Origin of the sequence: Pseudorhodoferax sp. Leaf274, assembly GCF_001422445.1 — a bacterium.
Taxonomy (GTDB): Bacteria; Pseudomonadota; Gammaproteobacteria; order Burkholderiales; family Burkholderiaceae_C; genus Pseudorhodoferax.
This window is the reverse complement of the sequence record NZ_LMNA01000012.1, coordinates 387,380-400,240: the sequence shown is the minus strand read 5'-3', so window position 1 is coordinate 400,240 and position 12,861 is coordinate 387,380. Positions and strand designations below refer to the sequence as shown.

Annotated in this window: 11 protein-coding genes; 5 read left to right on the top strand and 6 right to left on the bottom strand. The window is 70.6% G+C overall.

The genetic code is table 11. The features are described 5' to 3' along the window. Positions 1-2: 2 nt before the first annotated feature. Both ASF44_RS15865 and ASF44_RS15860 read right to left on the bottom strand, forming a co-directional pair. A complete protein-coding gene (locus ASF44_RS15865) occupies positions 3-3,548 on the bottom strand; it encodes a Dyp-type peroxidase domain-containing protein (RefSeq protein ID WP_056900185.1) in 3,546 nt (1,181 codons plus the stop codon). Between the two features lie 107 nt (positions 3,549-3,655). Continuing rightward, a complete protein-coding gene (locus ASF44_RS15860) occupies positions 3,656-5,164 on the bottom strand; it encodes a sigma-54-dependent Fis family transcriptional regulator (protein WP_056900184.1) in 1,509 nt (502 codons plus the stop codon). Between the two features lie 100 nt (positions 5,165-5,264). On the opposite strand from ASF44_RS15860, the gene ASF44_RS15855 reads away from it, so the two are divergent. Both ASF44_RS15855 and ASF44_RS33110 read left to right on the top strand, forming a co-directional pair. Continuing rightward, positions 5,265-5,678 (top strand): RNA-binding S4 domain-containing protein, encoded by a 414-nt coding sequence (locus ASF44_RS15855; protein WP_056900183.1) that lies wholly within the window; start codon positions 5,265-5,267, stop codon positions 5,676-5,678. Between the two features lie 15 nt (positions 5,679-5,693). Continuing rightward, positions 5,694-5,816, top strand: coding sequence for a hypothetical protein (locus ASF44_RS33110; protein ID WP_255358201.1), 123 nt, complete (start codon positions 5,694-5,696; stop codon positions 5,814-5,816). Between the two features lie 4 nt (positions 5,817-5,820). Here the strand turns inward: ASF44_RS33110 and ASF44_RS15850 are convergent, their stop codons facing one another. Continuing rightward, positions 5,821-6,132, bottom strand: coding sequence for an I78 family peptidase inhibitor (locus tag ASF44_RS15850; RefSeq protein WP_082524799.1), 312 nt, complete (start codon positions 6,130-6,132; stop codon positions 5,821-5,823). Between the two features lie 188 nt (positions 6,133-6,320). Between ASF44_RS15850 and ASF44_RS31830 the strand changes: the two genes are divergently transcribed. From ASF44_RS31830 to ASF44_RS15840, 3 genes are read left to right on the top strand one after another with little or no spacing between them, the layout of a single operon-like run. Beyond that, positions 6,321-6,464 (top strand): hypothetical protein, encoded by a 144-nt coding sequence (locus ASF44_RS31830; protein ID WP_156374520.1) that lies wholly within the window; start codon positions 6,321-6,323, stop codon positions 6,462-6,464. Between the two features lie 12 nt (positions 6,465-6,476). Further along, positions 6,477-6,845 carry a hypothetical protein gene (locus tag ASF44_RS15845; RefSeq protein ID WP_056900181.1) on the top strand — a complete coding sequence of 123 codons (369 nt, stop codon included), beginning with the start codon at positions 6,477-6,479 and terminating at the stop codon, positions 6,843-6,845. A gap of 38 nt (positions 6,846-6,883) precedes the next feature. Beyond that, on the top strand, positions 6,884-7,123 hold the full coding sequence (locus tag ASF44_RS15840; RefSeq protein WP_056900180.1) for a hypothetical protein: 240 nt from the start codon (positions 6,884-6,886) through the stop codon (positions 7,121-7,123). On the opposite strand, the gene ASF44_RS15835 is transcribed toward ASF44_RS15840, so the two are convergent. The 3 genes from ASF44_RS15835 to ASF44_RS15825 are packed head-to-tail and all read right to left on the bottom strand — an operon-like array spanning position 7,110 to position 12,861. After that, complete coding sequence (locus ASF44_RS15835; RefSeq protein ID WP_056900179.1) at positions 7,110-10,319, bottom strand: EAL domain-containing protein; 3,210 nt, start codon at positions 10,317-10,319, stop codon at positions 7,110-7,112. The two genes, ASF44_RS15840 and ASF44_RS15835, sit on opposite strands and share 14 nt — an antisense overlap. A gap of 57 nt (positions 10,320-10,376) precedes the next feature. Continuing rightward, positions 10,377-11,336 (bottom strand): alpha-E domain-containing protein, encoded by a 960-nt coding sequence (locus ASF44_RS15830; protein ID WP_056900178.1) that lies wholly within the window; start codon positions 11,334-11,336, stop codon positions 10,377-10,379. A 4-nt stretch (positions 11,337-11,340) separates the two neighbouring features. Continuing rightward, on the bottom strand, positions 11,341-12,861 hold the full coding sequence (locus ASF44_RS15825; protein WP_056900177.1) for a circularly permuted type 2 ATP-grasp protein: 1,521 nt from the start codon (positions 12,859-12,861) through the stop codon (positions 11,341-11,343).

The following is a 12,861-nucleotide window of genomic DNA, read 5'->3' as shown; positions in this document are numbered from 1 at the left end:
GCTCAGGCCGGCGCCGGTGCCGGTGCCGGTGACGGCACCGCTGCCTTGGGCGTCAGGATCAGCAGCACCGGCGAGCCGGTCGGCCGCAGCGTGCCGGCCTGCAGCAGCGCGCAAGCCATCGCCAGCATGACGCCCACGCCCATGCGCGAACCCGGGCAGGCGTGCAGGCCCCAGCGGTCGGTGCCGGGCGCGAAGTAGTCGCCGCCGAACAGCAGCGCGTCGCGCCGGGCCTGCTCCTCGGGCGGCAGGCTCTCGATGGCCGAGGCCAGGCCCAGCACCACGGTGGCGTCCGCATCGGGCTGGCCGTCCACCACCGGGCGGCGCCAGACCATGGGCGGCACGGGCTCGGCCTGCATGGTGTCCAGCATGGGCCGCCACAGCGCGGCGCGCGCGGTGTCCAGTGGCGCATCCCCGGCGAGCACGCGGTCGGCCAGCTCTTGCTGCAGGGCCCACAGCCGGCCGTCCTCGATCCAGTTCTTCATGACGGTCAGGAAGTTGCCGTGCACCGTGGGCGCGAAGCCCAGCAGCAGCCCGGCGATCTCGCGCTCCAGCAGGTCCGGACCGTGCGCCGTGCCCAGCGCGGCCAGCCCGGGACGCAGCGCTGCCACCAGGCCGGGCGAGGCGCCGCCGGCCAGCGTGTCCTTGACGGCCTGCAGCACCATGGGGCCGTGCAGCTCGCCCTCGGCCGTCACGCGCACCTGCGGGTGGGCACCGAACACCATGCGCGAGGGGCCGATGATGTGGCCGGGGCAGCGCGGCTTGCCCTGCGGATCGGGCGTGGGGCTGCGCCCGCCCACCACCATGTTCTGGCCATCGGGCAGGCCGAACCAGAGCCTGGACAGCGCGCCGACCACCTGCTCCGAGTAGCCCATGAGATCGACCGCCACGCGCACGCGGCCGTCGGGATGGCGCAGCGCGAAAGCGCCGCTGGAGGCGCGCACGGTCTCGGCCAGCACGGCCTGCGCCACGGCGCTGGCCGCGGCGAAGGCCTGGGCCTCGCCGATGCTGGCCACGGCCGCGTTGACCACGGGGCCCACCGCCGTGTGGCCGTCGGCCGGGTCCATGCCCAGGTGGTTTACGCCCAGCGAGGCCTGCATGCGGTCGCCGAAGCCCTTCACCGAGAAGTGCTTGCACGGCGCATCGGCCAGCGCGGGGAACACCTTGTCGGCCGAACCGAGCAGGCGTCCATAGGGCTCGGCCTGCTGGTCGCCGCCATGCTGCTCGCGCACGGTGCGCCAGGTGGCGCGGCCGCTGTCGCGGTCCTCGAGCCGGGCGCGCCATTCGTCGAGCGCGCTGGGCGGCACGGGCGCAGGCGCCAGCACCGGCTCGGGCGCGCTGCGGAAGTCCGACAGCCGGGCCAGAGCCGCCAGCGCGGGCACGAAGAGGTACAGGCCCCACTGCAGCTCGACGAAGGCCTGCTCGCCCAGGTCGGCGCGTTGCGGCGCGCCGCTGGCATCGACCCAGCGGAACACGCGCGGCTGGCCCGCGCGCGGAACGCCCAGGAAGGGGTCGGACTGGGTCGAGCCCACGCCGCTGCTGTTGCCGCCGGCCATCCAGCGCTGCACGGTCTCGAACTGCTCGGCGATGCTGGCGCAGTAGGCCATGAAGAGGATGCCGCGGTCGGCGTCGGGCGCCGCCTCCAGCGAGGCCGGGCCGTAGCCCATGCCGCGGCGCAGGATGCGCGGCAGGCCGGGCCGGCCGTCGCGCGGGTTGGCGCGCCGCACGTGCGAGGAGAACGGGCATTGCGCCTGGTCGGCGGCGCGGTAGCGGAAATCGTTGTCGCCGCCGGGGCCGCTGGCCACCAGGGGCGTGCCGTCCTGGCGGCGGCCCATCATGCGTTCGAGCAGGTCGGTGCGGCGCACGGGGTCGCCCTGGGCGTGCTGCTCCAGCGCGTCGTAGAGGTGGTCCAGCCGCTGGCGCAGCTTGCGCACCACGAGGAAGCTGCCGCGGTCCAGCAGGCCATCGGCCTCGGCCGGGTACGGGCCGTCGCCGCGGTCGTTGGCGAAGCCCAGCACCAGCTCGCCGGGGCGCACCTGGTGCTGCCGTGGGTAGGCCGAGCTGTCGGGCGCCGGATCGGGCACCAGGTCGGGCGTGACCATGGGCTGGCTGATGCCGTCGACGAAGCCGAAATGCTCGCGGCCGTTGGGTGCGGTGGTGCGGCTGCGCGTGGGCTCCACCGCCAGCACCGTGAGGCCCGTGCCCTGGCCCAGCACGCGCACCGCGCCCTGGATCAGGGGGTGCAGGCCATGGCCCTCGTCACTGGTGTCGATGGTGCGCATCATGACCGCCACATGCACCACGTCGAGTTCGATGCGGTCTTCGCGTGCCGGGTCCACGCCGTGGCGCAGCGGGCGGTGCCAGTGGTCGGGATGGTTGCCGCGCAGGTCGCCCAGCAGGCCGGCGCGCGGCTCCATGCCTTCGGCGAACTCGGGCGGCAGGCGGTCCAGCCGTTCGGGGTCGATCCGCAGCGCGCGCAGGCCCGCCATCGTGAAGCCGATGTGCAGGCGGACTTCGCCCTCGGCGGCAGCCGGCGCGGCGCAGCGCGGAGCCAGCGTGGCCAGGTGCTCGGCGGCCCGCTGCGGATCGGTCACGCGCAGCAGCACCAGCGCGCCGTGCGTGGCGCGCGGGCCCTCGCCCAGCACGGCGGCCTGCAACGCGTCGGGGCTCCACGCGAGCCGGTCGGTCGGCACCGGCTCGGGCAGCGGGCGGGCCAGCCAGGCCAGCTCGTCGGCGAACAGCTTCTTGAGCAACGGCACCTGCGGATGCTGGTTGAAGGCATCGGTGGCCAGCGTGGACTGCAGGCCCTTGAGCGCCAGCTGCGCAAAGCGCAGCAGGATGTCGCCGTCGGCGCCGGCCCACCAGCCGGTCAGCCGGTACAGGCCCTTGAGCGTGCGCAGGTGCAGCGGCAACAGGCCTTCCAGGTCGCCCAGCATGCGCTCCAGGCCCTGGCGCGTGGCGCTCAGGTCGTCGGGCTCGGCGTGGGCGGCGATGGCGCGGTCGGCCTGCACCGGGCAGCCGCTCTCGCGCTGCAGGCGCTCCACGCTGGCCAGGTAGCGCTGGTCGGCCAGCGTGGCGGGGCCGTCGGTGTAGAAGATGCCGGCGTCCTGCTCGGCGCTGCGCACCCAGCGGCAGTAGGTGTCGAAGTCGCTCGTGCGCGAACCGGGGTAGCCGTCGCAGTGGCACAGCAGCGCGTCCAGCAGCGGGCCGATGTCGCGGTAGATGACCCGCATGTAGGGTTCCCAGCCGCCGTCGAAGCTCACGTTCAGCGACAGGTGCCAGGTGTCAGAGCCGACCAGCGAGGGCGGCACCAGCGCATAGCGGAAGCCGCTGATCATCAGGAAGCGGCCGATGGGGTCGGGGAAGGCGGAGTCGCGCAGTTCGGACTCGCGCGCATTGCGGCGCGAGGCGTGCATCGCATCCAGCAGGCGGCGCAGCCGCTCGAGATAGCTGATGGGTTCGAAGCCCGGGGCCAGGCCCGCGCGGACAGGGGCCAGCAAGGCCAGATTGGTGATGCCTGCGAGGCCGCTTCCGCGCACGTGGTTGCGCATGGTGTCGTTCCTTGTGAGGGGGACCGCCCGGCGGCCCGAGCGGCGAACTTAGCAGGGACTGGGCGTGCCGCCGTGGCGGCGGTACGCAGTTGTGATGAAAGGGGAAGTTACGTGTTGTGCTGCAGTCGGCCGTACAGCGTCGCGCGCGAGATGCCGAGCAGCCGCGCTGCGGCCAGCTTGTTGCCGCCGGTCTCGGCCATGGCGGCGGCGATGGCGCGCGCCTCCAGTTCGGCCACCTGTTCGGCCATCGGGCGCAGCAGGGCGGCATGGCCCTCGCGCTCGGGCAGCGGCTCGGGCGCGGCGGCGGCGATGGCGGCCACGCCGGTCTCGGCCAGCACGCGGCGCACCTCGGCCGCGTCCACGCGCTGGCTGTCGCTGCGCATGGCCAGCTGTTCGAGCACGTTGCGCAGTTCGCGGATGTTGCCGCGCCAGTGCTGGCCGGCCAGCAGCGCCAGTGCGTCGGGCGTCAGTTCTGGCGGGGCTTCGCCGCTGCGCTGGGCCAGGTCTTCGCTGAGCGCCTCGACCAGGGCGGGGATGTCGCCACGGCGTTCGCGCAGCGGCGGCAGCTTCAGTGGCAGCACGTTGAGCCGGTAGTACAGGTCTTCGCGGAAGCGCCCCTGGCGCACCAGGGCCGGCAGGTCGCGCGAGGTGGCGGCGATCACGCGCGCGTCGAACGGCACCAGCCGGTTCGAGCCCAGCGGCTCGATCTCGCCCTCCTGCAGCGCGCGCAGCAGCTTGGCCTGCAGCGCGGCCGGCATGTCGCCGATCTCGTCCAGGAACAACGTGCCGCCATCGGCCAGCTTGAACTTGCCGTCGCGCCCGCGCCGGTCGGCACCGGTGTAGGCGCCGGGCGAGACGCCGAAGAACTCGGCCTCCAGCAAGGTGTCGGGCACGGCCGCGATGTTCAGGCTCACGAAGGGCCCGCGCGCGCGGGCCGAGGCCAGATGGATGGCGTGGGCCAGCAACTCCTTGCCCGTGCCGGTCTCGCCCAGCAGCAGCACCGGGCTGGAGGATTGCGCGGCGCGCCGCGCGTGGCGCTTGACCTCCAGCGCCGCCGCGCTGGTGCCGATGAAGCTGGCGAAAGTGTACTTGGCGCGGCGCTGGCCTCCGCCGCCCACCCCGCCATCGCCGTGCAGCAGCGCGCGGCTGCGCTGGCTGGCCAGTTCGCGGCGGGCGTCGTCCAGGTCGCGCTGCAGCAGCGCGAATTTCTCGATCAGCGGTTTGAGCGTGGTCTCCGGCTGGTCGAACAGCACGATGCCGATGGCGCCGATGGTCTGGCCGTCCTCCTGGCGCAGCGGGATCCGGCTGACCACGAAGGTGCCGGCCTTGTTGGTCAGCAGGTCCACCAGGATCGGCTCGCCGGTCTCCAGCACGCGGCGCATCTGGGTGTTGGGGATGACCTCTTCCACCGGATGGCCCTGGAACTCGTCGATGCTGGAAAAGCCCAGCGCCGGCAGGAAGCGCCGGTAGCCCTCGTTGACCCAGACGATGGTGCCGGCCCGGTCGACCAGGAACATGCCCTGGCTCATGCTGGAGAACAGGTGGAACATGGAGCGCGCGGCCAGCGCCAGCATGCTGCTGGCATCGGGCGGCAACACGGATTCGGTGGGCGGCATCGGGGCATGGTAACGGTGCGCAGCCACCCGCCCGGCGCGCCGCGACGGTGCGCCGTCGGCCTACAAGGGCGGCGCCGCGTCAGGAGCAAAATGCGCCGCGATGGACAGAATTCGCATCGACAAATGGCTGTGGGCGGCACGCTTTTACAAGACGCGCACGCTCTCGGCGGACGAGGTCGACCGCGGCCGCGTGCAGGTCAACGGGCACGACGTCAAGCCCTCGCGCGAGGTCAAGCCCGGCGACACCGTTTCCGTGCGCCAGGGGCCGGTGCTGCGCACCGTTGTGGTGCTTGGCGTCAGCGGCATGCGGGGCCCGGCGCCGGTGGCGCAGGCGCTCTATGCGGAAACCGCCGAGAGCCAGCAGGCGCGCGCGCAGCAGGCCGAGCAGCATCGGCTGGCGCCCGAGCCCGCCATGGCGCTCGAACATGGCCGGCCGACCAAGCGCGAACGCCGCGTGCTCGACCAGGCCACCGATGGCTGGGGCGAGCGCTGGAGCGCCTCGGTCGACGGCTGAACCAAGGAAGCACCCATGTACCGCACCCTCCTCGCCGCCTGCGCCGCCCTCGCCCTGCTGACCGCCTGCCCCGACACCAAGGTGCCGCAGGACCCGACCAAGCTGCCCACGCCCAAGGCGCAAGGCGACCTTGGATAAGCCCTCAGCCGCAGGCGACCTTGGTGATGCGGCTGCGGCCGTCCAGCGTCAGGTTGAGCCGCGCGGGGTTGAATTCCATCGTCACCGCCTGCCCGGGGCTGAGCCAGCGCACGATGCTGGCGCCCGAACGCGCGCGCACGTCGCGCTCCAGTGCCGGGCCGAACGACTGGCCGATGGCGAACTGCGCGGCCGCGGCATCGCAGGTGGCGGGCGTGGCCGACGTTCCGGGTGCTCCGGCAGGCCCGCCCAGGCCCGCACAACCGGCCAGCGCCAGCACAGCCACGCCACTGGTCCATTGCATTTTTTTGGTGTCCATGCGCCGCATGCTAAGGCACCGCCGGAACCCATCCCGGGGGCCTCGCCAGCCACAGCTACACTCTTGCCCGCTGTTACGTCATGTGTTCGGTGGATGACAAACTGTTCTGGCATCCTTGATGCTTGCCGGCATCCATCAGAACGCGAGCCATGCGTAGCGCCTCCCCTGCCCCTCACGAGAAGCCGTTGGTGAAAGCCACCCTAGTTCCTGCATTCCTGCCAACGCTGTTGCTGCCCTGGCGCAGCGCCCGCGTGTCTTTCGTGCTCCACGCGCTGGCGATGGTCGGTGTCCTCACCACCATCACGGCGTTGATCGAGCGCGCCGCGCCCTGAACTCCACATTGCATGCCTGACACCGGTCGACCTGGGCCCCGCTACATCGAAGAACGGCTGGAGCAACTCGAACGCAGCAACGAGGAGTTGCTGGGCGTGATCACCGCATTGACCGCCGTGACCACCGCGCTGGCGGCAACCCACTCGCAGCGCACAGTGCTGCACGAGGCGCTGGCGCGTGCAGCACCCGGCATCCGCGAGGCAACGCAACAGCACGGCATGAGCGAGCGCACGCAGATGGTGCTGGAGGCCTTCACCAATCTGCTGCACCAGACACTGACCGAGCCGCAGCCGGCACGGCTGGACGAGGCCAAGCAGGTCATCCAGGCGTTTTTGCAGCATCCGCCCGAGGACGACCTCAGGGATCACCCAGGGTCCTGATACACGCGGTGCGGCCCGGGAATTGCTTTTGCGCCTGTATGCGAGCCGAGCCCACCGTCATCCTGGAAGTCGATCGTCGCCTGGCGCAGTTCATCCAGTCGAGCCGCCCCGTAGGCCCCGAGTCCGCCAACGCGCAGGCACTGGCGCGCTGGCGCGCTGCACAGGAGGTGCGCCAGATCCTGCAGGACGCCTGCCCCTACGAGCCCGGCACGCAGGCCAGCCACGCCTGGTTCGTCGAGAAGTACGGCGACGCGGCCGGCGCCGTCATGGACGAGTAGCCTCGGCCTCGGCATACCGGCGCTGCGGCTGCGCGCCCCTGTTGCGCAGCCAGCGCTCCAGCTGCGCAGCTGGCATGGGGCGCGCGAACCAGTAGCCCTGCAGTTCGTCGCACGCCATGCTGGCCAGCATCGAGCCCTGCTGGCTTCCCTCCACCCCCTCGGCCACCACCTGCAGGCCCAGCGTGTGCGCCAGCGCGACGATGGCGCGCACGATGGCGAGGTCGGTCGGATCGGTCAGCATGTCGCGCACGAAGCTCTGGTCGATCTTGAGCTTGTCGATCGAAAAGCGCTTGAGGTAGGCCAGGCTGGAATAACCGGTGCCGAAGTCGTCGATGGCAAGCACGACGCCCAGGCCCTTGAGCGCAGCAAGCTGCTGGTCGGCCAGCGGCGCGCTGTCCATCAGCAGCGATTCGGTGATCTCGATCTCCAGCGCCTGTGCCGAGATGCCGTTGGCATCGATGCAGCTGCGCACGTGCTCGACGAGACCGGGCTCGGACAGCTGCACCGACGACAGATTCACCGACACGCCGAAACCCGCCAGGCCCTGCCGTGCCCAGGCCGCGAGCTGGGCGCAGGCCTGCTCGATGACCCAGGCGCCGATCGGGCGGATCAGGCCGGTCTCCTCGGCAACCGGGATGAAAGCGCCTGGCGGCACCTCGCCGAGCACCGCGTTGTGCCAGCGCAGCAAGGCCTCCACGCCCACCACGGCATGGCCGTCGGCGCGCACGCGCGGCTGGTAGTGCAGGCTCAGCTCGCCACGCTGGAGCGCATGGCGCAGCTGCTGCTCGAGCACCAGCCGCTGCTGCACGAGCTGCTCGATGGCGGGCTCGTAGAAGCGCGCGGCATCGCGGCCTGCACCCTTGGCCTCGTACATGGCGGCATCGGCCCGGCGCATGAGCTCGTCGAGTTCGCGGCCGTCCTGCGGGTACAGCGCCACGCCCACGCTGCACGAGACATGCAGCGCATGCCCCTCGACATGGTGGGGCTGGCGTATCAGCGGGATCACGCGGCGCTCCACGGCCTGGCGCACCTCGTCGGCCGAGCTGACGCTGCGCATGATGACCACGTACTCGTCGCCGCCCAGGCGGCTCACGGTGTCGCCGGCGCGCACCGCCTGCGTGAGCCGCTGCGCGACCGAACGCAGCACGCCGTCGCCGATGTGGTGGCCCAGCGTGTCGTTGACGGTCTTGAAGCGGTCCAGGTCGATGAACAGCACGGCGACCTGCTCGCCGGCCGCGTCCGCATGCGCGATGGCTTCGCCCAGGCGTTCGACGCACAGCGAGCGGTTGGGCAGCTCGGTCAGCACGTCGTGGTGGGCCAGGAACTGCACGCGCGCCTCGGTGCGCTTGCGGTCGCTGATGTCCACCGCAATGGCGATGTACTGCGTGACCGCGCCGCCGCGTGTCACGTCGCGCACGGCCGAGATCATGAGCCAGGCCGGATAGGTCTCGCCCGAGCGCTTGCGGAACTGCACCTCGCCCTGCCAGGCATCGCGCTCCTGGGCGGCCCGCGCGATGCGCTCGCCGAACGGCTCGCCGCCGTGCGCGTCCAGCAGCATGGACAGCTGCTCGCCGATGACCTCGTAGAAATCGTACGAGGTGCTGCGGCAAAAGGCCCGGTTGGCCGACAGGATGCGCTGCTGCGTGTCCATGATGACGATGCCTTCCGAGGAGGCCTCGAACACCTTGGCCCACAGCTCCAGCCGGCTTTCCATGAGCTTGATCACGTTGATCGGCGTGAAGGCCGTCACCACCGCGTCGCGGCCGTGGAACTGCAAGCGGCGCGCCGACAGCACGGCCCAGGAGGGCTCGTCGCCGCCGAGCCAGCGCACCTCGAACTCGTCGACCACGCCGCGGTCGGCCAGGCGCTGGAAGAAGCGCTGGCGCACGCCCGGCTCCAGGCCACTGCGCCAGGGGTCGGTGCTGCGGCCGCCCAGCCAGGGCTGCGCCGCCGCGTTGGCGTGCAGCACCTCGTGGTGCGGCACCGAAGTCACCACGAGCGCGATCGGGATCGCCTCCACGAGCTGCTGCTGGGCCTGCGCCGCACGGGCGCTGGCGGCCGCGTCCTGCTGCACGATGCGCTGCGCGTCGAGGTCGGTGAGCATCTGGTTGAAGGCCGTGACGAGTTGGCCGATCTCGTCGCGGCTGTGCCAGTTGGCCCGCAGCGCATGGTCGCCCGTGCGGCGCACCGCATCGGCGACGTCGGCGAGCCGGCGCAGCGGCTGGGCGATCTGCTGCGCCACCGCATACACCAGGCTCAGGATGCACGCCAGCAGCAGCAGCGCCGTGCCCAGGTGCAGCCACATGCGGCTGAACAACAGGTCCACCCGTTCGCGCAGCAGCCGCTCCAGGTCATGGGCCGTGACCGACCAGGCCGCCCCCAGTGCCGACAGCACGGCCGCATGCTCGGCGCGCAGCAGCACCAGGTCGGATTGCACGATGTGGCTGTCGGCCAGGCGCTGCACCGAGGACAGCAGCGACTGCAGCGTGCCCAGCAGCGCCTGGCGGCTCTGGCCCAGCGCCGCGCGCTGCACCGGGGTGCCGGCGGCGAAGGCCTGGGTGTAGTCCGAGCGGATGCCCAGCGCAACCGCGTCGAGCCGACCGGCCAGGATCAGCAGCTCGGTGCGCCGGTCGACCGAGCCGGCCGCCACGGCGCGCTCGCTGGGCAGGGTGCGCACTGTGTCGTGCAACACCTCCAGCAGCTCGGGAAAGCGCAGCACCACGAGCGACATGGCGTAGTAGCTGTCCAGGTCCGGATCCAGGATCAGGTTGGACTGGTTGCCGACGGTGGTCAGCAGCTCGCGCGCATTGCGCAGCAGGCGCCGGGTCGCCTCGGGGCTTTCCGGTGCCGCGTCCACGCGCGCGAGCGCCTCCACGAAGGCATCGGCGGCCGGGCCGGTCCTGAGCGCCTCGTCGTGCGCAGTACGCTGGCGCGCAAGCGTCTCCTGCAGCTGCGCGCGTTGCGGCGCTGCGGGCGGCGCCGATTCGAACGGGGCGAGCAGCATGTCGCGCACCGTGACGCTGTACTCGAGGCCGACAATCTCCTTGCGCGTGAAGTCGATCGACTGGAACTTCTCGTGGATCAGGATGCTGGAGACGTAGATGACCGCCGACAGGTCCAGCAGGTAGATCAGCGTGAGCTTGCGCCCGACGCTCAGGCGGCCCAGCCAGCGCGTGAACCCGCGCAGCGGGTTCATCGGTGCAAGGGTCTGCGCGCCCCGGGGGGCAGCAGGCGGCGCAGGGGCTCCAGCCCCTCAAGCATGGACGGGGACGAGGAACTCGCGGCTGACGTGGCCACCCAGTTCGTTCACGCGGTCCAGGAACTGCGTGAGGAAGGCGTGCAGGCCGGTGGCCAGGATCTCGTCGATGCGGCCGAACTTGAGATCGGCGCGCAGCTTGCCGGCGCGGCGCAGCGTCTCGCTGGCCGGGTTGCCAGCCACCATCTCCAGGTTGGCCAGCACCTCGTTCAGGCTGGCGTGCAGCGAGCGCGGCATGTCGGCCCGCAGGATCAGCAGCTCGGCCACGCGCTCGGGTGTGATCACGTCGCGGTAGACCTTGCGGTAGACCTCGAAGGCGGAGACCGAACGCAGGATCGCGCTCCAGTGGTAGAAGTCGTACTCCTGGTCCTTCTCGCTGGCGGCACCGTAGAAATCGCTCTCGACCGCATGGAACTTGACGTCGACCAGCCGCGCCGTGTTGTCGGCCCGCTCGAGGAAGGTTCCAAGGCGCAGGAAGTAGAACGCGTCGTCCTGCAGCATGGTGCCGAGCGTGACGCCGCGCGACAGGTGCGAGCGGAACTTGACCCACTCGAAGAACTGCGCCGGATCGGCCTCGAACTCACCGGACTTGAGCATGCGGTTCAGGTCGAGCCAGGTGGTGTTGGCGGTCTCCCAGACCTCGGTGGTCAGGCTGCCGCGCACGGCCCGCGCGTTCTCGCGCGCAGCGCGCAGGCAGGACACGATGGACGACGGGTTGCTCTCGTCCTTGACCATGAACTCCATGACGTTGCGCGAACTGACCTTGTCGTGCTTGCTGCTGTACAGCCCGCCGAGCTCGCTGATCGACAGCAGGCCCTGCCAGCCCAACTGGGCCACGGCGGCGGACTGCGGCAGCAACGAGGACTGGTAGTTCACGTCCAGCATGCGGGCGGTGTTCTCTGCGCGCTCGGTGTAGCGCGACATCCAGAACAGGTGGTCGGCGGTGCGGCTCAGCATTGGATCATTCCCCCGAGGTCTGTGCTTGTTGTTGGCTGGGTGCCGTCGAGGCGGCAAACGGGATGTCCGCGTCTTCCAGGATCCAGGTGTCCTTGGTGCCGCCGCCCTGCGAGGAATTGACGACGAGCGAGCCGTCCTTGAGCGCCACGCGGGTCAGCCCGCCCGGCACCATCTGCACCTCCTTGCCCGACAGCACGAAGGGCCGCAGGTCGATGTGGCGCGGCGCGATGCCGCTCTCCACGAAGGTCGGGCAACTCGACAGCGAGAGCGTGGGCTGGGCGATGTAGCCGCTGGGGTTGGCGACCACCGCCTTGCGGAAGTCCTCGATCTCGGCCTTGGTGGCGGCCGGGCCGACCAGCATGCCGTAGCCGCCGGCACCGTGCACCTCCTTGACGACGAGGTCCTTGAGGTTGTCGAGCACGTACTTGAGGTCGTCGGCCTGACGGCACATGTAAGTGGGCACGTTGTTCAGGATGGGCTTTTCGCCCAGGTAGAACTCGATCATCTTGGGCACGTAGGGGTAGATCGACTTGTCGTCGGCCACGCCCGTGCCCACGGCATTGCAGATCACCACGTTGCCCGCCTTGTAGGCCTCCATCAGGCCGGCGCAGCCCAGCGTGGAGGTGGGACGGAACACGTTGGGGTCGAGGAAGTCGTCGTCCACGCGGCGGTAGATCACGTCCACGCGCTTGGGGCCGCGCGTGGTGCGCATGTAGACGAAGTTGTCCTTGACCAGCAGGTCCTGGCCCTCGACGAGTTCGATGCCCATCTGCTGCGCCAGGAAGGCATGCTCGAAGTAGGCGCTGTTGTACATGCCGGGCGTGAGCACCACGACCGTGGGCTCCGCCGTGGCCGGTGGCGCCGAGGCACGCAGGGTCTCGAGCAGCAGGTCGGGATAGTGCGCGACCGGCGCCACGTGGTGGTGGCTGAACAGGTCGGGGAAGAGCCGCATCATCATCTTGCGGTTCTCCAGCATGTAGCTGACACCGCTGGGCACGCGCAGGTTGTCCTCGAGCACGTAGTACTCGCCCTTGCCCTGGGCATCGGGCGCACGCACGATGTCGACGCCGGCGATGTGCGAGTAGACGTTGTTGGGCACGTCGACACCCACCATCTCGGGGCGGAACTGCGCGTTGTTGACGACCTGCTCCTTGGGGATCAAGCCGGCCTTGATGATCTCCTGGTCGTGGTAGACGTCGTGGATGAAGCGGTTCAGCGCGGTCACGCGCTGCACCAGGCCCTTTTCCATCGCCGCCCATTCGGCCGCGGGGATGATGCGCGGGATCAGGTCGAACGGGATCAGGCGCTCGGTGCCCGAGCCGTCCTCGTCCTTGGCGCCATACACCGCGAAGGTGATGCCGACACGGCGGAAGATCATCTCGGCCTCGGCCCGGCGCTTGGCCATCATGTCGCCGGGTTGGCGCGCCAGCCAGGCATCGTAGATCTTGTAGTGATCCCGGATCTGCTCGCCCTTCGAGAAGAACTCGTAGGGAAGCTTGGTATACATCTCATCAAATTTCAGCAT

What these genes read in the sequence shown, in the direction of transcription:
- ASF44_RS15825 (WP_056900177.1), bottom strand. Translation starts at nt 12,861, where the DNA reads ATGCTGAAATTTGATGAGATGTATACCAAGCTTCCCTACGAGTTCTTC.
- ASF44_RS15845 (WP_056900181.1), top strand. Translation starts at nt 6,477, where the DNA reads ATGCCTGACACCGGTCGACCTGGGCCCCGCTACATCGAAGAACGGCTG.
- ASF44_RS15860 (WP_056900184.1), bottom strand. Translation starts at nt 5,164, where the DNA reads ATGCCGCCCACCGAATCCGTGTTGCCGCCCGATGCCAGCAGCATGCTG.
- ASF44_RS33110 (WP_255358201.1), top strand. Translation starts at nt 5,694, where the DNA reads ATGTACCGCACCCTCCTCGCCGCCTGCGCCGCCCTCGCCCTGCTGACC.
- ASF44_RS15850 (WP_082524799.1), bottom strand. Translation starts at nt 6,132, where the DNA reads ATGGACACCAAAAAAATGCAATGGACCAGTGGCGTGGCTGTGCTGGCG.
- ASF44_RS15855 (WP_056900183.1), top strand. Translation starts at nt 5,265, where the DNA reads ATGGACAGAATTCGCATCGACAAATGGCTGTGGGCGGCACGCTTTTAC.
- ASF44_RS15865 (WP_056900185.1), bottom strand. Translation starts at nt 3,548, where the DNA reads ATGCGCAACCACGTGCGCGGAAGCGGCCTCGCAGGCATCACCAATCTG.
- ASF44_RS15840 (WP_056900180.1), top strand. Translation starts at nt 6,884, where the DNA reads ATGCGAGCCGAGCCCACCGTCATCCTGGAAGTCGATCGTCGCCTGGCG.
- ASF44_RS15830 (WP_056900178.1), bottom strand. Translation starts at nt 11,336, where the DNA reads ATGCTGAGCCGCACCGCCGACCACCTGTTCTGGATGTCGCGCTACACC.
- ASF44_RS15835 (WP_056900179.1), bottom strand. Translation starts at nt 10,319, where the DNA reads ATGAACCCGCTGCGCGGGTTCACGCGCTGGCTGGGCCGCCTGAGCGTC.